The organism is Paenibacillus sp. GCM10027626, from assembly GCF_042676285.1.
GTDB lineage: Bacteria > Bacillota > Bacilli > Paenibacillales > Paenibacillaceae > Paenibacillus_Z.
Genome location: NZ_JBHTHC010000013.1, coordinates 26,635 through 52,795 on the forward strand (window position 1 = coordinate 26,635; position 26,161 = coordinate 52,795).

Consider the following 26,161-nt stretch of genomic DNA (forward strand, 5'->3'; position numbering starts at 1 on the left):
TTGGCGTCTCGCGACCGAAAACAGTTTTTGACGGGAGTAGATAGTATGAGTTATATGCGGCAGCTGTATCGAGCCAAGCTGTATTATTTGTTTCTTTTGCCTACATTGATCATTTTGCTCCTATTTGGCTTCTATCCGCCTTTGTCGGCGTTGTACCACGCATTTACGAACTGGAATGGAGCGACAGCTGAATGGATCGGGCTGCAAAATTTCCGTTATATGCTGGAAGATACCTTTCTGCTCGAATCGATCTGGAACATGCTGTACTTGCTTTTTGCCGGTTTGATCTGCGGAAATGTGTTCAGCTTAGTTGGAGCGGCGCTGGTCGTAAATTTGAAAAATGCCAGATTGTCCGGATTTTTTCGCTATATGTTCATTTTGCCGATGGTTGTGCCAGGGGTTGTGGTGCTGCTGTTGTGGAAAAGCTTGATGGACCCGCTGACAGGGCTGTTTAATTTGATGCTGCAAGCACTGGGACTGCCCCATGAATATGGCTGGCTTGGCGATCCGTCGATGGCGCTGACCTCCATGGTGCTGATCGGCTTCCCTTGGGTTGCGGGGATGGGCTTTCTGGTCTATTTGGCCGGCTTTCAAAGCATCTCCCAAGAGGTGCTTGAAGCGGCCGAGGTGGAGGGTGCCGTCGGCATTCGCCGGTTTTTCCGCATTGAGCTGCCGCTTGTCACGGGGCAAATCAAGCTGATGATCGTGCTGGGCATTATTGGCGGCTTGCAAGGGTTCGGGACGCAATTGGTGCTCACTAAAGGAGGACCGGGATCGGCAACGGCGGTCCCGGGCTGGCTGATGTATGAGCAGGCTTTTTCGTTTAGCAATTTCGGCTATGCTTCGATGATCGGATTTGTCATTTTTGTCGTAATTTTGCTGGTGACATTTATTAATATGAAATTTATTAAAGCGGATCAATAGGTTCGGAGGGAATGAACATGAACGTGCTTTCCAAACGGCTAACCGGGCAGCTTATGGCGCAATTGACGTTGTGGCTCTTGCTGCTGTTAACCATCTACCCGTTTGTTTCGATGGTGTTTAAAAGCTTCAAAAGCTTTGATCAGGATACGCATAGTCCTTGGTGGATCACTTTTCCGTTTCATTTCGAAAATTATTCGCTGGCCTGGGAGACGATTCACCCCTTTCTGTGGAATACAGCTATTATTACGGTTTTGGCTACGGCAGGGATTGTTGTTCTGTCTTCCATCAGCGGTTTTATTTTAGCGCGCTTTGTCTTTCCGTTGCGTGAGGTTATCTTCTATATTGTGATTTCCTTGATGATGATTCCGGGTATTTTATCGCTTATTCCCTTGTTTATTTTGATTCGCGATTTGCAGTTAATCGATTCCAGCTGGGGATTGATCGGGCCGTATATCGCCGGAGGAATCCCTTTTGGCATTTTTTTGATGCGCGGGTTTATGGAGAAATTGCCCGGCGAAGTGTTTGAGGCGGCTTATATCGATGGAGCGTCTGTCTTCCAATCTTTTATGAAAGTGGCTGTGCCGCTGAGCAGGCCGATTTTCACCACACTGATCATTTTGAACATTCTCAATGTATGGAATGACGTCATTTTGCCGTCTATCGTTTTGACCGATGACGCTCACAAAACGGTAGCGGTTGGCCTGCTGAGTTTTTCATCGCAATTTAATGAGCAGGGCGGTACGCTATTTGCCGGTTACATCATTTCGAGTCTGCCGCTGCTGTTATTTTTCGTTGTTGCATCACGGCAATTTATTGCGGGGATGACGAGCGGCGCATTGAAACTATGATTATAGCTGAAAGCTGGAGGTAGAGATGGAGCAGCAGAAGAACTGGCAGGCACGATGGATTTGGAAGCAAAGAGAAACAGTGACTTCGACGGAAGGGCGCCATGAGCTTGTCTATTTTCGCCGGCGCTTTGAAGTGCCTGAAGGGGAGCTGGCAAGACTGGTAGTCGATGTGTCGGCCGACAGCCGGTATCGCCTTTTTTTGAATGGGCATTCGGTATCGGTTGGGCCTTGTAAGGGGGATCGGTTTACCCATCATTATGAAACGGTGGACCTATCGCCATATTTGCGGACAGGGGCGAATGTGCTCGCTGTGAAGGTGCTGCATTTTACCGTGTCCGAGCCCTTCAAGATGGGGGCTGGCGGGCCAGCATCGATATGGCGAGCGAATTCAGGCGCATTTTTTTTTGAAGGCAGCTTATGCGATGGGTGGGGACAGGTGCTTGACTGCCTTAACAGTGATACAAAATGGAGTTATTTTGAGGAGCAGGGGCTGAGCTTTGTTCCCGGTGAACTGGAGACGCTGTATGTTGGCGGGGTTGAGCATATGGAAGGGGCTTTGCACCCGCATGGCTGGGCAGAGGTGGCATTCGATGATACAGTCTGGAGCCCGGCTGCGGAGATATCTGCTGCTTACGATCCTACTTACGGGCAGCTCTCGCCTTGGCCATTGGCGCCGCGCCCGATTCCTCCCTTGTATGAGGTTGAGCGGGGATTTCGGAAGGTTATGCGCAGTGAAGGTTTCGGCGCAGAACAGCCGACGTTTCATTTGCTGTCCTCCGGGCGGCCGTACACGGTTCCGGCGGGCGGGAAAGTAATGATTGAGCTGGATGCCGGAGAGCTTACAACCGGTTATTTGCAGCTTGCGGTTTCCGGCGGGCAGGGAGGAGTAGTAAAGCTGCTTAGCTCCGAGTGCTATGAGGATGCGCCGGAATCGGCGATTCGCCGCAACAAAGGGCGCCGCGATGATGTATCCAAAGGTTATTTGCTCGGTGATGAAGATACTTATATTGCAGCAGGCATTGGTGATCTGGAAGGTCCAGAGGGCGGGCTGGAGCGCTATGAGCCATTCTGGTTCCGCACCTTTCGCTTTGTGCGGCTAACGGCCGAAGCTGGCGGTGAACCGCTCGTCATTCATAGTCTCAGCTTCAGAGAGACGGGATATCCGTTAGAGACAGCTGCGGAATTCCGCTGCTCGGATGAGACGATGCATGAGCTGTGGGACATTAGTGTGCGTACATTGAAGCGCTGCATGCATGAGACTTACGAGGATTGTCCGTTCTATGAGCAGCTGCAATATGCCATGGATACCCGGCTGCAAATTTTGTTTACGTACCATTTGAGTGCGGACGATCGTCTGGCGCGAAAAGCCATCTTCGATTTCCACAGTTCCATGCTGCCTAACGGGATGCTGCAAAGCCGCTATCCGTCCACGTTTCCGCAAATTATTCCCGGGTTTTCCGTCTATTGGATTATGATGATTCACGATCACTATCGCTACTTTGCCGATTTAGGGCTGGTGCGGCGTTATTTGCCGACGGTTGACGCCGTGCTGGGCTGGTTTGAACAACAGGTGGAAGCGGCGTCCGGCTTGGTCGGCCCAATGCCGCTCGGTTACTGGCCGTTCGTCGATTGGGTGGAGGATTGGCGGGCTTCCGCTGGCGTTCCGACTGCGGGCGAGCACGGGCCGCTTACGATCTCCAGTTTGCAGTATATGCGGGCATTGCAAGTTGCGGCTGAGCTGAATGATGCCGCAGGCAGAGCGTCGACCGCCGCTGAATACCGGGAGCGGGCGGACGCGGTCGGGCAAGCGATCCGGCGGCACTGCTGGTCTGAGCCGCGCCAGCTGTTCCGGGATGGCCCTTCGGCCGAGTATTATTCACAGCATGTGCAGATTTGGGCCGTGCTCTCGCAAGTTGCCGCCGGCGATGCGGCACGCCGATTGATTGTGCAGATGCTGGAGGATAGGTCAATGCCGCAAGTGTCGTATGCGATGGCCTTTTTCCTGTTCCGCGCTTTGTCGGAAACGAAACTGTATGCGCATGCTTTTCCTTTATGGGATATTTGGCGCGAGCTGGCGGCCTGCAATTTGACGACATGGGTCGAGGATCCGGTCTCGCAGCGCAGCGATTGCCACGGCTGGGGGGCGGCGCCGCTCTACGAATTTCCTGCCGAAATATTAGGCATTACACCGGCAGAGCCCGGATTTGCCCGCATTCAAGTTGCTCCGAATTTGGGCGGGCTCACCTGGGCGGAAGGCAAGGTGGCGATACCGCAAGGGATCGTGCAAGTGAGGTGGGAGCTGCTGGAGGAGCATGGCTTCCGAATATTCGTAGATGCCCCGCGGGGCATCCCTGTATCGCTTTTGCTGCCGAATGGCAAAGAAAGGATGCTGCCAGAGGCGGTCGCTTATGAGCTTGCTGTCAAGCTGCAAGCTGCCGATGGCGTTATCAGTTAACGGTGTTCAGCCTCCAGACGGCCCGATCGGCCTTCTGGAGGTACAGCTTCAATTTCAATTATCGGGGAGGAATGACGAATGAGATGGGTGAGCAGGCTTTTGCTCTGTGTTATGCTGTTAACATCAGTTCTGCCGCTGGCGAGCAGGCAGGTTCAAGCTAACGAAGAGGTGAATGAAATGTTTCGTCCTGTGGAGACTGCAGCCGTCAAGCAATGGAACGGCGAGCCAACCTTGCATATTAATGATGAGCCGCAGCCGCTAGTAGCGTGGTTTCAATGGAATTGGTATCCGAATATGACGCAAACGGCCATGCATGCCGGTATTCATATTTATCAGCCGAGGCTGACAACAGGATTCCCGACACTCGATGTATGGCTGCCGGAAATGGAAAAAATCGCAAGCGAAGATCCGCAAGCTTATTTTATTCCAGTCTTATGGCTGGGCTCTGATTTTTCGTTTGGCTTTGATCAAGCGAATACAGCAGAGGTCAATGTCGACAGCGGCGCCTCCTGGGGAGCAAATTCATACGGGTCGCGCGAATGGAAGAATCGGGCAGAGCTGTTTTTGCGGGAGCAAATCCGCCTCTATGAAGCAAGCCCTGTGAAGAATCGAATTATTGGCTACATGCTTACCGGCGGCAGCACCGGAGAGTGGTTTAATGTGGATACGTGGGCGGATCGCGACTTTGACCGCAGTTTGGGTAATCAGGCCTCCTTCCGCATGTGGCTTAAGCAAGTCTACAACGGGGACATCAACAAGCTTCGCTCGGCCTGGAACGATTCGTCGGTTACATTTGAATCCGCTTCCATACCGCCCAAGGCGAAAGGAGACCCGTTTCTTAAACCCGGTGACGATCGCAGTGTAATCGATTATGTGCACTATCAGAACGGTCAGCTCTCGCGGTTTGTGGCTGAGCTGGCTGCGATTGTCAAAGAGGAGGTTAATCATCAAAAAATTACGGCTGTTTATAGCGGGTATACGATGGCATTCGGCCGATTTGGACCTATTTCCGGCGAGCTGGATCTTGAAACTTTGCTGAACAGTCCTGATATCGATCTGTTGTATTCCCCGCTCGATTATACGCATCGAGATTTGGCGAGCGGCTACACCAGTGTCCATGGTGCGATGGATTCGGCGCGCCTTCATGGCAAGCTTTATGTCGGAGAGGATGATTATGCGACCCATATTGGTTCGGATACACATGGAGCGCCGCCGCTTTCTGAAACGGTTGAAGGCTCGCTGGCGCTGCTTTGGCGAAACTTCGGCTTTGCTCTGACGAAATCTTACGGCTTGCATTGGTATGACGACACCGGCTTCGGCGGCTTTAATAATGCCCGCATGGTCAATGAGATACGGAAAATGAATCAGCTGGCTGCTGCGGCTGTACAACTGCCGCGTGAATCTGGTGCGGAAATCGCCTTGGTCGTCGATGAATTTTCACAAATGGTGCAGGATACTTCTGGCTCATCGGTCAATGAGCGCTTGCGGCTCATTCGGGAGGAATTGTCGCAGGCGGGGGCGCCCTACGATATTGTTCTGTTATCCGATGTTATTGCTGGCAGAGCGGGTCACTACAAGCTTTATCTGTTCGCCAATGCCTACGCACTGGATGATCAGCAGCGGCTGGTGCTAAGTCAATGGGATAAGTCAGGCAAAACATTAGTGTGGCTTTATGCGGCCGGTTACTGGAAGCGGGACGCGAATCAAATCGATCACCGTACTGCTGCACAGATCAGTGACGTTACCGGCCTGGCTACGACGGCAGGAGAAGTGCAATCTTACACGATTAAAGCTGTAAATAATGCTGCTGAACCGCTGCTGCAAGAGATCACCCCAGGCGAAGCGCTGGGCGGTTCAAGTACCGCGATCCGGCTCTTCACGGTGCAGGAGACGGCTGGCGTTCATGTGCTGGGCCGTACAGGGACGAAGGTCACTGCAGCCTATACGGCGCATACGGGCGGCAAGGAGATATGGATCGGCTCACCATCTATCTCGTCGGTAGCCTTTTACCGCAATATAGCTGAGGATGCCGGTGTTCACCTTTATTCCCGCAGCAATAAACAGGTGAATGCGAATGAATCGTTTGTCGTTGTGACTTTGCCGGCAGCAGGCCAGGATACACTTTATTTTCCTGATGCGGAGCCGAGGTACGATGTGATGAACGACCGGGTTGTACAGCCTGATGCGGGTGGAAAGCTGGCGATTTCAGCTGCAGGGCCGCAGACATTGGTCTATTACAAGGGAAGCAAGGAAGAGCTTAATCTTGCTGACGGCGGCGGTTATGAGACTGTACTTGGGCGCCTCGCAGTCCGGCTCTCAGGTGAAACGCTGCAGCACCAGCAGTTGGATGAAGAGCAGCCGCGTGTTGTGGAAGTGACGGCCGGATCGGCGATGCAATTCGATGTCACCGGAATCACTCCGGATGGTTACTATTTCTACAAAGATGAGATGCCGGCGCTGCCAGTCTGGTCGAGCAGCAATGAAGCTGTGGCGGCGATCAATTCCAGCGGGCAAGTGACAGCTCTATCCCCGGGGCAAGCAACGATTACAGCTGTTGCAGGCGGAGTTAGCGGCACGCTCTCATTGACGGTCAAGCAGCCGCAGGAGGTGTCCATCCTGCCTTCGATGGCCGATGCAGCCTGGAGCACCTGGTCAATGGCTAATGGCTGGCATCCGTTCGAACTAGGCACGGGCAATACTTTTGGCACAGCGCATGCATTGAATGATTCCGCAGCTGAAGACGGGAATACCTACAGCAATGTATACCGGTATGAGCCATTGCAATCGGGAGAGCAGGTGAGCGGTTCGCTGGACGGCTTGCAAGTGCCGAATAAAAGCGGGGTAAAGGCGATTATTACTTTCCGTTATCCTGCCGGTACTCCTGCCGGAACTTACAACTCTCTCATTGTAGAAGGCTATAAGGAAGGCGGAGCGGGGAGCCTGTTTGTTCATCAGAAGGATTTGTCTGTAACAGGGGCGGGAACGACGCTTGAGGTTGATTTATCGGCTTACGCCGGCCAGAAGATTCGTATGGATATCAATGTGCGGAACAAGCCTGATACTGTTCTCACGTACAGCAAGGTGGATTTGACGTCGCTGAAACTGGTGTACGAGGACGATTTGCCGCAGCGGAAGCTGCAGGGGCTGAAGTTCGCCGCGAAGAACAAAACGCTGCAGCTGGGGGCGACGGAGAAGCTGCAGGTTAACAGCCTGTTCAGCGATGGCAGCGAATCGCTGTGGACGCCGGGATCGGGATCAGGAGCATCCTTTTACAGCAATCGTCCGGATCTCGTTCGTGTCTCCGCGCAAGGGCAAGTAGAGGCGCTAGGCGAAGGAACGGCGGAAATAACCTTAGTGACGGACGAGTTTGTGGCAAGGAGCTATGTTCACGTCATCGGGAATGACTATACGTATAGCGACCTGCTTTCTGTATATGCCGCGGAGGGTGTATGGATGGTCGAGCCTACCTTTGCTTCCTTCTCATTCGGCGATAGTACACCGTACGGAGGGGCATATCAGCCTCAGGCGATTACGCTTGAAGATGGCCGCTCTTATCCGAATCCGATCGTATTTTCGGGCGCTGAGGGCGGAACAGGGGTCAACGGGCGAATTGCGATGACAGTGCCGGATGAGCCGGAGGTTCATTTGACAGGCAAGTTTGGCTTTGTCCAAAATGACAATTACGCAGGGAAAACGGCAACGTTTTTTATGCGTTCATGGGATCCGTCGCAGCCGTTTTATCAATCGTATCAGGTATCCTATGACGGGCTATTGAATTCCTTTGATATTGACGTCTCGGCTTTTCGGGGGAAGAGGTTGGAGAACACCGATATTTTCATGCTAAAAGAAGATGGGAGCGCACTGGAACTTGGACTGGCGGAGTTGAACTTCAGGATCAAGCAGCCTTCGGCGCCAAGCGCTGCAGCCTTAATCATGAACGAAGCTTATAAGGTGCTTGCCCCGAATGGCCAGGCGATGCTTTCTGTAACTGAACTGACCAATTCCGGGATATTCCGGGCACCGGCCCTTCCGGTATTATGGCATACCGAGCAAACAGATGTCGCCACGGTTACGAATGGACAGGTGCGCGCGATCAAGCCTGGGATCGCCATCATTCAGGCGAATATGGGGGGTCAGCGCGCCGAAATGGTCATCGAGGTTCGCGCGGATGGAGAAACGGGCAGCAGCGGCCGCTGGAGCAGCTTGGAACGTCTGCCGCAGTTCGCCTTGCATAATGCCAATAATGCTTATCGCTATGTAGGGCTGCATGTGAAGGAGTAGAAAGCTGCAGGTCCGCGCGGATCTCGGGGGGATGCATAGCACTGCTAGCATCCCCCGTTATACTTAACAAATCTTGTCCTTCTGCCAGCGGATCGACTCATCGAACGCCGTATGCTCCATTGCATTGTTTACCCAGTAATGCTGCAGGTCGCTGCGGTTCCAGCCCTTGTACAGATCATCCCAGCTGTAGGGGCCATGCGGCTGCAAGGAGCCCGGCTCGATCGGAGAGCTAATGGGCTGATAACGATAGTCGCAGGAAATGCGAATGTGATTTTCCATTTGATTCGCAGTCGATTTGTGCACGGTATGACTGTGGAAAGTAAGAATATCCCCTGCCTCGTAATCTGTCGTCTGCCACTCATAGTCCATACCGCATAAAATGCTTTCAAGCCCTCCGGCGCCAGGCGCTTGCGTGACGCCAAGCAAACCTTCCTTGAAGCTGCTTTTGAGAATGGCCAGTCCCCCCAGCTTACGGGGAATATCGCCGACTGGCATCCAGCACGTCCATGTATTTTCTGCGCCTTGGATATGCAGAAAATCCTGGTGGGACGGGGTAGCTTTCTGCTTGCGATGGGGCAGCATAACCCGGCTGATGTTGCGCGGATGCACGAATGGCGTTTCGCCGAAGAGAGATTCGTATAATTTGATTAGCTTGGGATGGTGAGCAAGCGCATGAAAGCATTCCAGCTTTTGCACTTCATAGTATAAATATTGCGGGATGCCGGAGCCGATCCAGGAGATTTCCTCCTCGGAATAGCGATGGATCTGCTCGGGATCGGTGATGCCGGCCATTAACGGATATTGCGGATTAAGCAGGCCGTCATTCGCCACAATTTGCAAAATTTCCTGTCGGAGCTGCAGCACGTCATCGCGCTCCAAAAAGCCGCGCAAAAACAAATAACCGTCTGCGGCCGCCTGGGCGCGCAGCGCTTCCGCATCGCCAAGCAGCGGAGTCGCATCAAACAATTGAGAGGTGATCGGCTTTCTGTCATTATCGATTGGCTGATTGATCATAGCATAATACCTCCTGATGAGCTTTGTTATTGCAAGCATAGTATAAAGAGGAGGAATCCGTCTTTAGCTATGATCGGCACGATTTGCACTTTACCGGAAAACATGCTACATTCGAGGCAATTGTTTGCTTACGGGGGAGAAGAGAATGGATGTGGTGACTGGCAGCCGCAGTACAGAGCAGCTCCATTTTTTTGTTCGTTTTGTGAACCGGTTAATATGCAGCGGGGGAGAATCGTTTGGCCCGCGTATTATTCATGACCATCAATTTATTTATGTTGAGCGCGGATGCGGCAAAGCGGAAATTGCGGGGCAGAGCTATGAGGTGGAGCCTGGCCAGCTGTATTATTACGGTCCTGGCGAGCCGCACTGGTTTCGTGCGGATGACCGCGATCCGTTCGTGCTGTACGGCCTGCATTTTTCCGCTTTTGTGAAGCCGGGGGAGGAGCATCGCCTGAAGCGCGGGATCGTGACGATTGACCAGGTGGACGATTGCCGGGAGGTGCGGGAGCTGCCGGGGGCGGAGCCGCGCTTCCCAGGGCTTGCCGCTTATTGCCATACGGGGGGCTGGCCGCGGGCGCTGCTGCAGGAAATTGTCGCTGAATATCGCAAAAACGACAGCTACAGCCCGCTTATTTTGCAAGGGATTATGGCGGAACTGATTGGACGGCTGCAAAGGACTGTGACGGCCAATGAACGGGCTGCCGATCCGCGGCAGGCCCATATGGCCGCTATTAAGCAAAAGCTGGAGGAGCATGCCGGGGCAAGCTATTGTCCGGATTGGCTTGCCCGCTGGTCTCCGTATGGGCACGACTATGCATCGCGATTATTTCGCAGCACTTACGGCGAAGCGCCGCATGCCTACCATTTGGCGCGCAAGCTGGAGCTGTCGCAAGTGATGCTGCAGGAATCCGGACAGTCGGTTACGGAGATTGCAAGCCAGCTGCATTTCAACAGCGTGCATTACTTTTCCCGGCTGTTCAAGGCCCGCTATGGGGAAAGTCCGAGCGCTTATCGCAATCGGCACCGTATGCTGTAGCACAGAGAGGAGGGGCATCCCAGGCATTTATCAGAAAGGTAGCCTGAGATGCCCCCTATTTGGCTACGGGGCCTGTTTCGCTTTATCCAGAAGCAAGGCGCGGTAGGCAAGATGGTTCTTGATTTTCCACTTGATGCTGGGCAGGTGAAAGGGCTTGGGAAGGTAGTCGATAGCTCCAGCCTCGAGCCCTTTGATCATATCGTCCTCATGATCGAGGATGGAGATGAACATGACGGGAATATGGGCGGTGAGCGCATTTTTTTTGAGGCGGCGGCAGAGCTCGAATCCATTGATCTCGGGCATCATAACATCAAGCAAGATTAAATCAGGCTGGTGGTTGGTTGCAATGTTTTGGCCCTCTTCGCCATGGCGGGCAAATAAAATTTCATATTCTTCCCCAAGAAAGGCATGGAAAAAGGCAAAAATAGAGGCTGTGTCATCAATAATGAGTAATGTACCGTCTTTCGTCATTAATTTTTCCACCTATCTTTTAGAGGTTGTTCAAAGAGTCGTCTTTTGATCACGCACTTTTAGTCTATTTTGTCAGATGCGATCAGTTGGGCTTCCAGCTCAGCCAAAACATTTCTAGCCGCGGGAAAATCAAACATACGAATAAGACCGGCCAAGCGAACAATATAGCTCGATACCTCGGCCTGCTGTTGCAGCTGATCATGCAAACGGTCCAATGCCGACAAGGCCTCAAGGCTGTTTCTGCTCAGCGCCCGGTCGAGCTCCTGGATCAAGCGCAGCGGATCGCCGAATGAGGCGTGAATGGCTTGCTGCCGGCTCGTATGCTGCGCCATATGGCTGTTTTGAATCTCAGCAAGAATTTCGGGAATTTGGATCAGCAGCTGATCCATTAGCGCGATCAGGGTTCCCAGCTTTTTCTCCAGCAGATCGGCATGGGCGGTTGTCAGGCTCTCCTCCAAATCAAGCGCAGTATCCCAGATATGAAGAATGAACAAATTGCTGACGACGCCTCGCAAATTATGCAGCATGCGCTTCATTTCAACATAGTTGAGGCTGTAGTAAAACTGCTGCAGCTGCTCTGTGAACTGGCTGTGCTCCTCCTGAAAGGACTGAAGGATATGCTGGAACAGCACCCGGTTGCCATTGAAGCGGGCGAGCAAGGCCTCGGCATTGAGCAATGGTTCTCCATCCGTCGGCTCCATTGCGGCGCTGCCTGCAGCTGTTTCTCTACGGGCTGAATGATCAGGCTTGGGCTGTCTGGCCGAGTCGGTGTCATCGGGCTGCTCTTGCGGCTCCTTGACAGCTGTCCAACGGGCCAGAATAAGCAGCAGCTGCTCAGGGTCGATTGGCTTCAACACATAGTCGTTCATCCCGCATGCCAGACAGCGATTTTTCTCCGATGACAGGACGTGCGACGAGACCGCGATGATCGGGATGTCCGGGTCATGCTGCCGAATAAGCTGCGTCGCTTCGTAGCCATCCATTTCAGGCATTTGCAAATCCATTAAAATGACGTCAAAAGCTTGTGGATGAGCCAGATAGGCCGCTACTGCCTCCTTGCCGTTATCGGCGACTTGAATGCTGTGAACATGGCTTTTGAGCAGTTCCTCGAGTACAAGCTGATTGATTCTGTTGTCTTCGGCTACAAGCAAGCGGACATGCTGTAAGGTCTGCTGCCGGGCCGCAGGGGAAGCGATGCGCGCATCTTCGTCAGCCGCCGCCTCCTTCCGCGGGTTGTGGACAAGCAGCTGCCGGACACGCGCGATAAATATAAGGTTATTGAAGGGCTTTTCTATTGTAAGCCCGGTTTTGCGCACTTCTGTCAACAGGTTATCCTCATCGCGCTGCAGGCTGTCAATAAGATTGATGCAAGGAATACCGTCAGCCCTCAGCCGCTGCTTTAGCATTTTGGCGGCGTGCAGCTGCTGCATGTCCTCCATGTTCCAATCCATGATGACAAAATGATAGGGCGACGAATGCCGATCCGTTGTCAGCAGCTGCAATGCGGTTGAGCTGTCTGACGCGTTGGATAATTCCAGCTTGCCGACCGGCCAGCATTGTCCGATCATCCGCTGCAAGGTGATTTTTTCGCTGATGAGCAGAGCGCGGCAGGCTGGCAGCGGGGCAGGAAGAGCTGTCTGTGCGTCAGCCTGCAGCGCGAACTCAGCTGTAAAAGTGAAGAGGCTCCCTAGCCCTTTTTCGCTTTCTACAAAAAAGCGCCCATGCATTAATTCGGCTAATTGCCGGCTAATGATTAATCCTAGCCCGGTCCCCCCATATTTGCGCGTTGTTGAGCCGTCAGCTTGCAGAAAGGGCTGAAACAGCTTGGCCTTTTCTTTTAGGCTCAGGCCGATGCCTGTATCCTTGACGGAAAACGACAGCTGCACAGTATCATTATGAACAGACAGCAGTTCGATGCGCAGCACGACTTCTCCTTGCTCGGTAAATTTGATCGCATTGCTCGTCAGGTTGATCAGGATTTGCCCGAGCCGCAAAGGGTCGCCGACAAGCCTGGTCGGCACGGCAGGCGAAGTGAACACATAGACGGCGAGTCCCTTTTCGGCCGCGCTTAATGAGATCACATTAGTCACTTCATTGAGCACATTGCCAAGCTCAAAGGGAGTGGACTCCAGTTCAATCTTGCCGGCTTCTATTTTGGAAAAATCAAGTATATTATTGATCACACTGAGCAGCGAGCGCGAGGCCAGCTGAATTTTGCTGACAAAATCATGCTGCTTGGTCGATAGCTCCGTTTCCAGCACGAGATGGGTCAGGCCGACGATTGCATTCATCGGTGTACGAATTTCATGACTCATATTCGCAAGAAATTCGCTTTTGGCTGTGGTGGCATCCACCAATTTCATTTCCAGATGCTTGCGGTCGGTGATATCCTGCGCAATGCCGAGCATCCGCTGAATATTGCCGTGCTCATCCGCTTCGCTGCAGAAGTTGCCATAATAGTATTTGGTTGTTCCCCCGGGCAGTACAATGCGAAAATCGCAGGAGTGATTAGAGGGCTCCTCCATCGCTTTATTGATGCGTTCTACCATGTTTTGCCGGTCCTCCGGACAGATTTGGTTCAGTATCGTATTTATGCGGATCGATTCCGGCGGGACATCCAGATGAAGGATGAGCTGCAGCTCGGTTGAGCAAGTAAATGTATTCGTTTTTAAACACCATTCCCAGTTGCCCAGCTTGGCGATCTGCTGCGCCTCGGCCAGACTGTTTTCGTTCTTCTTGAGCGCGGTTAAGGCAAGCCGGCGTTCCGTAATATCTTCACCTGAGCTTAATATTTTTTTGCGGCCAGTATGATCTGTAATAACGGTATGATGCCAGGAGACCATCAGTTGCTTGCCTTGGCGCGTTATAATGGTATTTTCGATAAGCTGGCGCTGCTTGCCGGCAAGGCTGCCGAGGGATGTCCCGTCTTCATGCTCGGCGAGCATCTGGCGGAAAAATCGGCGTTCGGCGATCCGCTCATCGTTCGGGACGACCAGATCGAACCAATTTTTCCCCAGTAGATGTTCTTCCTCGTAGCCGAGAATATCGCAGCCCATCCGGTTAATTAGTGAAATCGTGCCATCGACATCCCGCACGAGCAGGATAACGCCGGCAACGTTCAGATACTGGCTGGCAATATCCTTTTCCTGGCGCAGCTGGGTTTCGACAGTAATCTGATCTGTAACGTCTTTGGAGATCGTATAAATATCGCTGATGATTCCATTAATCAATAATGGAACCATCGTCATGCTAACATGGATAGGATATCCTTTCCGGTGCAAAAAAGAAAACTCCAGCATTTGCGATTCCCCGGCAATGACTTTTTGATACGCTTCCCTGACGGCCGCTTGATCCTCCCATGACACGAAATGTATAATGCTGCGGCTGCACAGCTCTTCAAAGGTATAGCCTGTAATTTGTTCAGTTGCCGGGTTAATCCGCAGCAAGGCGCCGTTCGGGCTAAACACACACACCATATCGGGATTATGTTCAAAAATGGATTGATAGCGCCGCTCGTTCAATACGGATATATTTCTTAACAAGTTGCGTTCCGAAAATTGGCTAAAAATGATCAGTAACAAAATAAGCAGGGTTACTGTACTTATTAATAGGGCAAGTGACAAATTGTTAAGGATAGGCTTCCGCAGCTCGCCCACAGGTATGTTGGGGATGACATGGAAGGAAGCTGCGTACATCCCTGTATAGTGCATGCCGGCAATAGCCAGACCAAATAAGCAGCCGGCAATTAATTTGGCGGAGAAGCCTGGTTCATCTTGGCGAAAACGAAAATAAAAGCGCAATGAGGCGAATGAGACGGAAAAGGCAATGACAAGCGACACTGCAAACCAGAATGGATCATAGGAGATATGCGCCGGCATGATCATCGCTGCCATGCCGATATAGTGCATGCCTGCAATGGCCGTTCCCATAAACAGCCCGCTCGCGATAAAGCTGATATAGGTGAGCCGCTTTCTGGTAACGAGCAGCAAGGCTTGAAAACAGGCGAAAATAGGGAGCAGCATTGAGATGATGACCAGATCGGTGCTATAAGAAATATCAAATGTCGGGTGGAAGGCGAGTATGCCGACAAAATGCATGGACCAGATGCCAAGCCCCATGACACATGATCCGAATATAATCCAAGTGGTTCTCGAACGGCCGACATAAGTCGTCACTCTGCCGACTATATTGAGAGAAGAATAGGACGCAAAGATCGAGATTACAATGGAAAGGAGGATAAGCGCAACATTATAAGTCCCATGAACATGAGTCAATAACAAGCACCCCAAGTTAGTTGATGCTGATAACTTCTACAAATATAATCCAGTTCCTTCCTTCCATTACTGAGCAGAGGGACTGCCCGCTGCAGCCAATTCAAGCCTTGAAACTCCAGGATTTGCCGATTGCTGCAAATGTTTGTCGTATCCGTGTCGGAATCTGTAGACAGATCGCTGCGGCGACTCATATAATAGGTTTAATGACCTAATGCATAATAGATAATTGGAACTGTTTTTTTGCGGTAAGAACTATATTTTGTTAGAGGCAAACTTATTGAAAAATAAGGACGCAAAGTCATGTAAAAAAGCCATCTCAGCAGATTGGCAACTCTGCTGAGATGGCTTCTATATAACTATAAATCAGATTGCGATGATTATGATTAGATAACGCCTTGAGCCAGCATGATGCGGGCTACTTTCATGAAGCCGGCGATGTTGGAGCCAACTACGAGGTTGCCGCTGTAGCCAAAGTCCTCGGCAGCTTTTATGCTCTCGGAATAGATCCGCTTCATAATTTGCAGCAGCTTGGCATCAACCTCTTCGGCTGTCCATGCAAAGCGCATGCTGTTTTGCGCCATTTCCAGAGCAGAGACCGCTACGCCGCCAGCATTGGCCGCTTTAGCCGGGCCAAACAGTACGCCGTTGTCAAGGAAGAGATCGATAGCTTCCAGGGAGGACGGCATATTAGCGCCTTCTACGACCGCTTTGACACCGCCAGCAATCAATTTCTTAGCCGAGTTGGCGTCAATTTCATTTTGGGTAGCGGACGGAACTGCGACATCGCAAGGGATCGACCAGATATCAGTGCAGTTTTGGTGATATTCAGCATGCGGATGAGCAAGCACGTACTCGCTGATTCGTTTTTGCTGAACTTCTTTGAGCTGCTTGACTGTTTCAAGCTGAATGCCTTCCGGGTCATAGATATAGCCGCCCGAATCGCTGCACGCTACAACCAGTGCGCCGAGCTGCTGTGCTTTTTCAATCGCATAGATCGACACATTTCCCGATCCCGAGACAACGACGCGCTTGCCGTTCATGCTGTCGCCTTTGGATTGCAGCATTTCTTCTGCGAAGTAGACAGCGCCGTAGCCAGTCGCTTCTTTACGGATCAAGCTGCCGCCGTAATCCAGACCTTTACCGGTCAGGACGCCAGCTTCGTTAGCGTTGCGAATCCGTTTGTATTGTCCAAACATATAGCCGATCTCTCTCGCTCCGACGCCGATATCGCCAGCCGGTACATCAGTGTCCGGGCCGATAAAGCGATACAGCTCTGTCATAAAGCTTTGGCAGAAGCGCATCAATTCCATATCGGATTTGCCCTTCGGATCGAAGTCCGCGCCGCCCTTGCCTCCGCCGATCGGAAGCCCGGTAAGGGAGTTTTTGAAGATTTGCTCAAAGCCCAAAAACTTGATGATGCTTGCATTAACGGAAGGGTGGAAGCGCAGGCCGCCTTTGTACGGGCCGTTGGCGCTGTTGAACTGTACGCGGAAACCGCGGTTAACTTGCACCTTTCCTTGATCGTCTACCCAAGGTACCCGAAAGGACACCATCCGCTCCGGCTCTACAAGCCGCTCAAGAATCCCTGCTTCAATGAATTCCGGATGCCGGTCAAATACAGGGGCAATCGAAAACAAAATTTCATAAACGGCTTGATGGAACTCTTCTTCATTGGGGTTGCGGCGGATGACCGTTTCATAAACGGCTTTTACATAATCTGTTCCTTTTCCAGTCGTAATAATCATTCGGTTGCTCCTATCTTTATTTATTTTGGATACCAGAAGTGCATGTCGCGCACATGCACTTTGCTGATAATCATCAACATAGTGAAACTGCCGGATCGTCGTAATAGAGACGCCATTCATTTTTTCTCATTTGCATTAATACGCATATGATCGATACTTTTGATACCTTATTATAAAGGCAGATTCAACAAAAACAAATAAAAAAATTATTAATTGCCCCTAAAGAAAAAAGTGATAGGTCGGCTTAAAAAGCCAAAAAACACCGATATTATGCGGCATATCAGTGTTTCTTGGCCGTGGCGAGCCCGGAAAATTTGCTTAAATTGGGCTAATTTTACGGTCAAAAACAAGCCCGGAAAGCGCAAATCGTCTACAGAAGCTCAGCTCTGAGCTGCTCTGGCGACTTCGGCGACAGATAGCCTGGAGCGATATCGAATACGGTTTTGGCGCCGCTCACACCTTCGCTATGCAGTTTATAGGCTGCACGGGCATATGCAACAAGGACGCTTGCAGTATACTCCGGATTGCTGCCAAGCTTGAGGGAGTATTCGACAATTTGCCGCTGCCCTTGTCCAGTTATGCCGCTGCGAATGACGAAGCCGCCATGAGGCATAGTTGCATGGTCGCGCTTCATTTCTTCTTCTGTGATGAAGTGAACGGTTGTTTCGTAATCGGCAAAATAGTTCGGCATAGAAACGATTTCTTGTCTGATTTTTTCTTGGTCGGCCGTTGGCTCCGCAACTACAAAGCATTCGCGCAGATGTTTCTCGCGCGTAGTCAGCTCCGGCGTCTCGCCGCTGCGGATGCGGTCGATAACCTCTTGCACAGGAACCGTATATTGAACGCCATATTTTACGCCAGCTACTCTGCGGATCGCATCAGAGTGTCCTTGGCTAACCCCTTTGCCCCAGAACGTATAGCTTTCGCCTTCCGGCAAGATCGATTCAGACATCAAGCGATTGATAGAGAACATTCCAGGATCCCAGCCTGTGGAGATGATGGAGATTTTGCCGGATTTTGCGGCGGCTTCATTGACAAGCGCATAATATTCGGGGATTTTGGCGTGTGTGTCAAAGCTGTCAATCGTATTGAACATTGTGGCAAAATGAGGACCTTGCTCAGGAAGATCGGTTGCAGATCCGCCGCATAAAATCATGACATCAATGTCATTGGTGTACTGCTCGACTTGATCGACATGTAAGAATTTTAATCCGTCCGGATTAGAAATCGAAGCAGGATCGCGGCGGGAGAAAATGCCGACAAGCTCCATATCCGAGTTTTGTGCGATTGCGGAAACGACACCTCGTCCTAGATTGCCGTAACCGACGATTCCAATTCTGATGCGTTTGTTCATACCGTAAATGGACCTCCAATGTAGATTAAAGATCTTGTCCGTATCTCCGAGGCCGGTTGGCAACGATCGATGATAGCTGATCTTTTTTGTCATTATATCAATATTTGCGAACGGATGTAAAAGGAAAATAAAGAAGATTAGGCCGACAAGCATACAAACGGGTTCTCTCTTCCGGTTGAATATAGAAAGAACCCGTTGACAGCCTAATGGTTAAATTGTGCATGATGCAGGCGGCTGTAGACGCCGCCTGAAGCGATTAATTCCTGGTGCTTGCCCTGCTCGGCAATTCCCTTCTCATTCACGACAATAATGCGATCGGCATTTTTAATCGTCGCCAATCGATGGGCAATGACGAGTGTAGTCCTGCCGGCTGCCAGCTCGGAAAGCGATTGCTGGATCGCTGCTTCCGTCTCTGTATCCAGCGCCGATGTTGCTTCGTCGAGAATGAGGATCGGCGGGTTTTTCAGAAACATCCGGGCGATCGACAGCCGCTGCTTTTGTCCGCCTGACAGCTTCACGCCGCGTTCGCCAATAATCGTATTCATGCCTTCCGGCAAGCGGTTGATCAAGTCTTCCATCGATGCGCGGCGCGCCGCCTCCCAAATTTCATCCTCCGTCGCCTTCAGGTTGCCATAGGCGATATTTTCGCGGATGGTGCCTGAGAATAGAAACACATCCTGCTGTACGATTCCGATATGCTGGCGCAGCGATTGCAGCTTGATCTTGCGAGTATCGATGCCGTCGATTGTAATCCGCCCTTCGTCCACATCATAGAAGCGCGGCAGCAGGCTGCAGATCGTCGTTTTGCCCGCCCCGGACGGGCCGACAAAGGCAATCGTTTCCCCGGCATGCAGTTCCAAACTGATGTTGCGCAATATTTTGCGGCTGCCTTCATAGCCGAAGGTTACATTTTCAAAGCGGATATTGCCTGTCACTTGTTCCAGCGATACGGCCTGCGGGTCGTCGGCAATGTCAGGCTCGGTGTCCATAATTTCCACATAGCGCTTGAAGCCGGCGATGCCTTTAGGATAGCTTTCAATCACGGCATTTATTTTCTCGATCGGGCGGAAGAAAATATTGGACAGCAGCAGGAAGGCCATGAATTCTCCCATTTCCAGCTTGCCTTCAAGGAAAAACCAGGCGCCAACCACCATCACGATTATCGTTACAAGCCGCATCATCATGTAGTTAACAGAGAGACTTTTCGCCATTGTTTTGTAGGCCAACAGCTTGGTCTCCCGAAACTTCTGATTGTCGGCGGCGAACAGCTTTTTCTCATGCTCCTCGTTGGCAAATGACTGGACGACGCGAATGCCGCCTACATTGTCCTCGATCCGCGCATTAAAGCTGCCCACATTGCCGAACAGCTGCCTGTAGGTCTTTGTCATTCTGCCGCCGAACACGATAATGAACCAGGCCATAACCGGGATCATAATAAAGGTCAGCAGCGCCAGCTCCAAATTGATATATGCCATCAGGGAGAAGGAGCCCGTAAGTGTCATAACGGCTATGAAAATGTCTTCCGGTCCGTGGTGGGCAAGCTCTCCGATATCGTTCAGATCGTTCGTAATTCTCCCGATCAGATGGCCGGTCTTGTTATTGTCAAAAAACTTGAATGACAATTTCTGAATGCGCTCAAACAGATTGCGGCGCATATCTGTTTCGATATTGATGCCGAGCATATGCCCCCAATAGGTGACTATATACTGAAGCACCGTATTAAGTGCATAAATCGCCAGCAGCCCGATCGATGCCAATACAATGTACGGCCAGTTGCCTCCGGGCAGCAGGTCATCGATAAAGGTGCTCACCGCCATCGGGAAGGCCAGCTCGAGCAGCCCGGCGATGACAGCGCAGGAAAAATCCAGTATAAACAAGCCTTTATACGGCTTATAGTACGAGAAAAATCGTCGAAGCATTCGCATACTGTCCCCCTAATCTGATTGTCTTATCATTCTAGGACATTATGATTGAGAGGGCAATTGTTTAGTTGGCAAAGATCATTATGTGAGAGGGATATTCTGGTGAGAAAATATGGTTGTAAATGGGTAAGTATCCAATTGTTGTGTATAGGAGTCGATTTCGTAATGGATAAAAAGGGGAGTAGGAAGCGATAGGTTGAATCGGCCCCGCGAGAGGGGCACAAAGTACTCGCGGGCCTCTTCAATGCATCCGGCAGCCGGGCTAGCCGAATACGACGCGGTCGTCGGCCATTTTGTGCCCGCTGATTCTTTCAAATTCACCGAGAAGCTGGGCTACAGTGAGATCCTGCTTGCGCTCGGGCGGAACATCGAGAATAATGCGCCCCTTGTCCATCATAATAAGACGGTTGCCCAAGCGGATCGCTTGCTCCATGTTGTGCGTAACCATCAGAGTCGTCAAATTCATTTCTTTGACGATGCTCTCCGTTAAAGTGGTAATGAGTTCAGCACGCGCCGGATCAAGCGCAGCGGTATGCTCATCCAGCAGCAAAATTTGCGGCCTTGTAAAGGTGGCCATCAGCAGGCTGAGCGCTTGCCGCTCACCGCCCGACAATTGCCCGACTTTCGCGCGGGGGCGGTCCTCCAGACCGAGCCCGAGCCGCGCAAGCTGCTCACGGAAAAACAATCGCTTGCGCCCGTTAAGGCCAAAGCGCAGGCCGCGCGACTTATCGCGCGCAAAAGCCATCGCCAGGTTTTCCTCAATCGTCATATTGGGGGCCGTTCCGGCCATCGGATCCTGGAAAACGCGGCCAATCCAGCGGCTTCGCTGATGCTCCTGCAGTTGTGTAATGTCGTTCTCATCAATGTGGACAGTGCCGACATCTGGTGTCAGAACGCCGGAAATTATATTCATGAGCGTTGATTTGCCGGCGCCGTTACTGCCGATAACCGTAATGAAGTCGCCTGGATTCAATTTCAGATTAATATTGAAAAGGGCGATTTTTTCATCCGGAGTGCCGGAAAAAAACAGCTTGGAAACATTAGATAGTTGGATCATGAGCGCGTACCTCCCGCTTGTTGTGACATGGCAGTCAATTGCGAGGCGCGTTTTTTTGCTGCGCTCTTTTGCTTAATAGTCCGGCGTACCGAAGGTAAAGTCAAGGCGATAATAACGATAACGGCGGTAATGATCTTCAAATCGGAAGTATCGAGCCATTCGACGCGCAAAGCGAGGGCGACGACGACTCGGTAGATGATCGAGCCGACGATAGCTGCAAGCGTTGCCCAGAAGACGGCGCGCGCACCGAAAATCGCTTCGCCAATAATGACAGACGCAAGCCCAATAACAATCATGCCGATGCCCATAGAAATATCGGCTCCGGACTGCTGAGCGATCAATGAGCCGGACAGGGCAACGAGGCCATTGGAAAGGGCAATGCCCAAAATTTTGGTATTGTCGGTATTTGCGCCGAAGCTGCGGATCATGCGGGCATTGTCTCCAGTAGCGCGCAGCGACATTCCGAGATCCGTGCGGAAAAACAGGTCAAGCAGCAGCTTGATCAGAAAAATAACGACGGCTAGTACGATGAGCTTGACCCATACAGAGCTGAACGGTGTCAGCACTGTATCGATTCTAAGCAAAGAAATATTCGGCTTGCCCATAATACGCATATTGATGGAATAAAGTGCGATCATCATCAGAATACCGGACAGCAAACCGTTAATTTTGCCCTTCGTATGCAGCAAGCCTGTACAAGCGCCTGCAGCCGCTCCGGCCAAAAAGGCGACGATAACTGCAAGCCATGGGGAATAACCGTTTGTGAGCATAACAGCGGCAACCCCGCCGCCGGTCGTGAAGCTGCCGTCAACCGTCAAATCCGGAAAATCAAGAATGCGAAAGGTGATGTAAACACCTAGTGCCATTAAACTATATAGTAGGCCGAGCTCAATCGCTCCTAGCATTGAGTCGAACATAGTGGCCCTCCCTTTTCTCAAAATAAAGTCTTACAAGCACAAAAGGAGTGAACGACAGAGCGTTCACTCCCGCTGCGGATTTCTTATTGGAGCAGGTTTTGTTCAGGATCCTTGACTTCTTGCTTCATGGCATCCGTCACTTCAATACCGTACAGCTCAGCTGCCTTCAGGTTCAGGATCAAGTCGAGCTTGTCCGGGAAGCTGACTTTCATGTCAGCCGGTTTTTTGCCGTCCTTCAAAATTTCAACCGCCATTTGGCCGGCTTGGTAGCCGTGGTCATAATATTTGAAGCCGACTGTAGCGAAGGCGCCTTTTTCAACCGTGTCGCGATCTGCAGAGAAGAAAGGCTTCTTCTTGTCTTGAGCCACTTTCAGAATCGCGTCTACACCGCTGACAACTTTGTTGTCGAGCGTAACGTAGTAAGCGTCGACGCGGTCAGCGAGCGATTCTGCAGCCTGCTGAACTTCAGAAGTATTGGTAATTGCAGCTTGTACCAGCTTAATGTCATGCTTGGCCAGCGCTTCTTCTGCTTTTTTCGCCATAACGACAGCGTTAGCTTCACCGGTGTTGATGACGACGCCGACAGATTTGATGTTCGGGAAGTTAGCGGCGATAAAGTCCATCAGCTTTACAGTTGCTTCAGGGTTGAAGTCGGCAGCGCCTGTAATGTTGGCGCCCGGCTTATCGAGGTTGTCAACAAGCTTGGCGTCTACCGGGTCAGTAACTGCAGCGAACAGGACCGGAGTATCTTCCACTTTGGAAGCGACGGCAGTTGCCGAAGGTGTTGCAATCGCGAAGACAAGATCGTTATCCTTGTCGCCGGCAATTTTCTGGGCGATAGACAAGTTGTTGTTTGGATCGTCCTGAGCATTGTTGTAATCTACCTTCAAGTTGTCTCCCTCTACGATGCCTGCATCCTTCAGGGCATCCAAGAAGCCTTGGCGCGTTGCGTCAAGGGAAGCGTGTTCCACAATCTGTGAAATGGCAATTTTGAACGTCTTTTTGCTGTTATCTGCGTTCGCATTCGTACTTGCGTTCTGGCCTTCCTTGCCCCCAGCGCCGCTCGATTCATTGCTTCCGCTATTGCCTGCCTTACTGCCGCAGCCTGCAGCGACCAGGACGAAGGACAGGACAAGCACTAGCCATGTCAATTTTTTCAATTCAAATCGACTCCTCTCTATCATTCATCTATTTTCTCATAGAATGCGCTAACATCTAATATACCATAATAAGTGGCTGCCTACATATCGTCAATGGATTAAAAAAAACCAAAAGAGCCGATGCCTGTGAGTAAAAATAGTAGAAATGTGGACATTGTGCACAACCTGTTGATAACTATGGGGATAAATACCAAGGGAAGCAGTGTGGTTGTGAACAATTAAAGGGATATGTGGATGAAATGTTATTAACATGTGAATAACTTTCCGCTTTCTCCCGGAACGTTTGTTTGGTATGATCGTTACTAGTATATTATTCGGGCAGGAGAGGCGTATAATGGACAGTCGCGCAGTTCATATTTCCGTAAGATCGCTTGTTGAATATGTATATATGAGCGGCAGTATCGAATCAGGGTTCCGCAGCTTGACTGCGCTGACGGACGGGACGAAGGCTCATCAGAAAATTCAGCAGCAATATGGCGAGCTTGACCGCAAGGAAGTATATGTGAAGACAGAGGTGGCTTATGGCGACCTCCTTTTCGTCATCGATGGGCGCTGTGACGGTCTGCTCCATACAGAGGCGGGCTTGACGGTCGAGGAGATCAAATCGACCTCAGGGCCAGTGGAAGCGATCAGCGAGAACGACTATCCCGTTCACTGGGCGCAAGCTATCTGCTACGCTTATATGATTGCAGAGGAACGCGGATTGAACACCATGCGCATCCAGCTCACTTACGTTCAGACGATTTCGGGCAATCAGCGCCGCTTTATGCGGGAAATGGATCTGGCGGCATTAAAGCGGTTTATAATGGAAACGATCAGCGGCTATGCGCCATATGCAGAGCTGCGGCAGCGCCATATTGCTGCCCGAAACGCCAGCATTCAGGCGCTGCCGTTTCCGTTTGCCGAATATCGCGCAGGACAGCGCAAGCTTGCGGGTGCGGTGTATAAGATGATTGCCGATGGCCGGAAGCTGTTCGCGCGTGCACCGACAGGTACTGGCAAAACGGTTTCAACCTTATTTCCGGCTGTAAAGGCGATCGGTGAAGGGCTGCTGCAGCGGTTGTTTTATTTGACAGCCAAGACCATAACACGTACTGCGGCGGAAGATACGTTCGCGCTCATGCACGCTGGCGGACTGCATATGCACGTAGTTACCATAACGGCCAAGGAAAAAATATGCTTTCAGCAAGAAATGCGCTGCTCGAAGGAGCATTGTGAATTTGCCGACGGCTATTACGACCGGATTAATGCCGCGCTGCTGGACATGCTGTCTGCGGAGACGGCGATGACGCGGCTGGTTATTGAGCGTTATGCCCGCAAGCATCGGGTTTGCCCGTTTGAAATGTCGCTGGATGCGGCGTATGCGGCGGACGGGATCATTTGCGATTATAATTATATCTTTGATCCGCGCGTCCAATTGAAGCGGCAGCCGGAGGAGCAAAAGCGGCAAACGGCGCTGCTTGTTGATGAAGCGCATAATTTGGTTGACCGTGCCAGAGAGATGTATTCCGCCGAATTGGCCAAATCTGATTTTTTGACTGTGCAGCGTACCTTCAAAACGGTGCATAAAGAGCTGTACCAAGCAGCCAAGGCCATCAATGATTATTTGCTGAGTAGCCGCAAGGCGATCGGCGAGCAAAAAATGAAGGTGGAGTCCTGCTTGCCGGAAGAGCTGGTCGGGTTGGCTGAGGTGTTCTCGGCCGCAGCTGAGCAGGTGCTGGCAGCGCCGGTTGCGATGCAGCTTGATATGCTTGCAGATCGGGGCGCTGCACAGGGAGGGAATGCCCAATCGCTGCTGCTGGATGTCTATTTTGCGGTGCAGCGCTTTTTACGGGTCGCCAAGTTGTATGATGAACGGTACGTTACCTTCACGGAATGCTCAGGCAGCGCCGTCCGCCTGCAGTTACTATGTCTCGATCCATCCTATTTGCTCGCTCAGATGGGCAAGGGCTACCGTGCACAAATCATGTTCTCAGCTACGCTGTCGCCGCCGGCCTTTTATAAGGAACTGCTGGGCGGCGGAGCGGAGGATTATACGCTCGGCATTCCGTCCCCCTTTTCACGGGAGCAGCTGACGGTGCAAATCTATCCGCTGTCGACACGCTATCAGGACCGTGAGCGCACGAAGCAGGCGGTTGCTGCGATCATTGCCCGCACTGTCAGGAGAAGACGCGGCAATTATTTCGTTTTTTTTCCGTCTTATGCATATATGGAGCAAGTGTATGCCTCACTGCTGGCAGTGGAGGAATACAGCGGGAGCCTTGCTGGGACGGAGCTGCTTGTGCAGCAGCCGAACATGACGGAGGAGGAGCGGGAAAACTACTTGGCGGCCTTCGACGCGAAAAATGAAAAGACGCTGATCGGCTTCGCCGTAATGGGCGGCATCTTCTCTGAGGGGATCGATCTGGCAGGAGAGCGGCTTATTGGCGTTATTGTAGTAGGCGTAGGCCTTCCGCAGCTTAGTGTGGAACGCAATTTGATGAAGGAATATTATGAACGGACAGAAAGAAATGGCTACGATTATGCCTATATCTATCCCGGTATGAACAAGGTGCTGCAGGCAGGCGGCAGGCTGATTCGCTCCGCCCAGGACCGCGGCACACTTGTCTTGATTGATGACCGTTATTTGCAGCCGAATTATGAGCGGCTTTTGCCGGAAGAGTGGCAACCTTATGAGGTCATTCGCAGCAATTGAAGGAGGCG

The 26,161-nt window shown here is 51.6% G+C and carries 15 protein-coding genes and 1 riboswitch; of the genes, 6 read left to right on the top strand and 9 right to left on the bottom strand.

Translation table 11 applies throughout. The features are described from left to right. Nucleotides 1-45 precede the first annotated feature (45 nt). The 4 genes from ACFQ0N_RS23120 (at nucleotide 46) to ACFQ0N_RS23135 (ending at nucleotide 8,508) form a co-directional block, all read left to right on the top strand. A complete protein-coding gene (locus ACFQ0N_RS23120) occupies nucleotides 46-924 on the top strand; it encodes a carbohydrate ABC transporter permease (protein ID WP_379330679.1) in 879 nt (292 codons plus the stop codon). Between the two features lie 17 nt (nucleotides 925-941). Further along, on the top strand, nucleotides 942-1,772 hold the full coding sequence (locus ACFQ0N_RS23125; protein WP_379330681.1) for a carbohydrate ABC transporter permease: 831 nt from the start codon (nucleotides 942-944) through the stop codon (nucleotides 1,770-1,772). 25 nt (nucleotides 1,773-1,797) lie between these two features. After that, nucleotides 1,798-4,227, top strand: a complete 2,430-nt coding sequence (locus tag ACFQ0N_RS23130) for an alpha-L-rhamnosidase-related protein (RefSeq protein ID WP_379330683.1) — start codon at nucleotides 1,798-1,800, stop codon at nucleotides 4,225-4,227. A 78-nt stretch (nucleotides 4,228-4,305) separates the two neighbouring features. Further along, the gene (locus ACFQ0N_RS23135) at nucleotides 4,306-8,508 is read left to right on the top strand and encodes an Ig-like domain-containing protein (RefSeq protein ID WP_379330685.1); all 4,203 of its coding nucleotides are present in this window, start codon (nucleotides 4,306-4,308) and stop codon (nucleotides 8,506-8,508) included. 63 nt (nucleotides 8,509-8,571) lie between these two features. On the opposite strand, the gene ACFQ0N_RS23140 is transcribed toward ACFQ0N_RS23135, so the two are convergent. Next, nucleotides 8,572-9,522: a phytanoyl-CoA dioxygenase family protein gene (locus tag ACFQ0N_RS23140; protein WP_379330687.1), complete on the bottom strand. Its 951-nt coding sequence runs from the start codon at nucleotides 9,520-9,522 to the stop codon at nucleotides 8,572-8,574. 145 nt (nucleotides 9,523-9,667) lie between these two features. Between ACFQ0N_RS23140 and ACFQ0N_RS23145 the strand changes: the two genes are divergently transcribed. Continuing rightward, complete coding sequence (locus ACFQ0N_RS23145) at nucleotides 9,668-10,558, top strand: AraC family transcriptional regulator (protein WP_379330689.1); 891 nt, start codon at nucleotides 9,668-9,670, stop codon at nucleotides 10,556-10,558. Nucleotides 10,559-10,621: 63 nt separating this feature from the next. Here ACFQ0N_RS23145 and ACFQ0N_RS23150 read toward each other — a convergent pair whose 3' ends face one another. From ACFQ0N_RS23150 to ACFQ0N_RS23185, 8 genes are all read right to left on the bottom strand, one after another. After that, on the bottom strand, nucleotides 10,622-11,029 hold the full coding sequence (locus tag ACFQ0N_RS23150) for a response regulator (RefSeq protein ID WP_379330691.1): 408 nt from the start codon (nucleotides 11,027-11,029) through the stop codon (nucleotides 10,622-10,624). 59 nt (nucleotides 11,030-11,088) lie between these two features. Then, nucleotides 11,089-15,303 carry an MHYT domain-containing protein gene (locus ACFQ0N_RS23155; protein WP_379330693.1) on the bottom strand — a complete coding sequence of 1,405 codons (4,215 nt, stop codon included), beginning with the start codon at nucleotides 15,301-15,303 and terminating at the stop codon, nucleotides 11,089-11,091. Between the two features lie 257 nt (nucleotides 15,304-15,560). Beyond that, nucleotides 15,561-15,635: riboswitch (cyclic di-GMP riboswitch) on the top strand. Between the two features lie 51 nt (nucleotides 15,636-15,686). After that, nucleotides 15,687-17,048, bottom strand: coding sequence for an NADP-specific glutamate dehydrogenase (gene gdhA / locus ACFQ0N_RS23160; RefSeq protein ID WP_379330695.1), 1,362 nt, complete (start codon nucleotides 17,046-17,048; stop codon nucleotides 15,687-15,689). A 370-nt stretch (nucleotides 17,049-17,418) separates the two neighbouring features. Beyond that, entirely contained in the window at nucleotides 17,419-18,402 is a 984-nt protein-coding gene (locus ACFQ0N_RS23165) for a diaminopimelate dehydrogenase (RefSeq protein WP_379330697.1), read from the bottom strand. Between the two features lie 203 nt (nucleotides 18,403-18,605). Further along, a complete protein-coding gene (locus ACFQ0N_RS23170; protein WP_379330699.1) occupies nucleotides 18,606-20,321 on the bottom strand; it encodes an ABC transporter ATP-binding protein in 1,716 nt (571 codons plus the stop codon). 265 nt (nucleotides 20,322-20,586) lie between these two features. Then, nucleotides 20,587-21,381 (bottom strand): ABC transporter ATP-binding protein, encoded by a 795-nt coding sequence (locus ACFQ0N_RS23175; RefSeq protein WP_379330701.1) that lies wholly within the window; start codon nucleotides 21,379-21,381, stop codon nucleotides 20,587-20,589. Next, entirely contained in the window at nucleotides 21,378-22,298 is a 921-nt protein-coding gene (locus ACFQ0N_RS23180) for an ABC transporter permease (RefSeq protein ID WP_379330703.1), read from the bottom strand. The genes ACFQ0N_RS23175 and ACFQ0N_RS23180 overlap by 4 nt, the downstream gene beginning before the upstream one ends. Nucleotides 22,299-22,381: 83 nt before the next feature. Continuing rightward, nucleotides 22,382-23,458 carry an ABC transporter substrate-binding protein gene (locus ACFQ0N_RS23185; RefSeq protein WP_379330705.1) on the bottom strand — a complete coding sequence of 359 codons (1,077 nt, stop codon included), beginning with the start codon at nucleotides 23,456-23,458 and terminating at the stop codon, nucleotides 22,382-22,384. A 334-nt stretch (nucleotides 23,459-23,792) separates the two neighbouring features. Between ACFQ0N_RS23185 and ACFQ0N_RS23190 the strand changes: the two genes are divergently transcribed. Then, entirely contained in the window at nucleotides 23,793-26,153 is a 2,361-nt protein-coding gene (locus ACFQ0N_RS23190) for an ATP-dependent DNA helicase (protein WP_379330707.1), read from the top strand. Nucleotides 26,154-26,161: the final 8 nt, after the last annotated feature.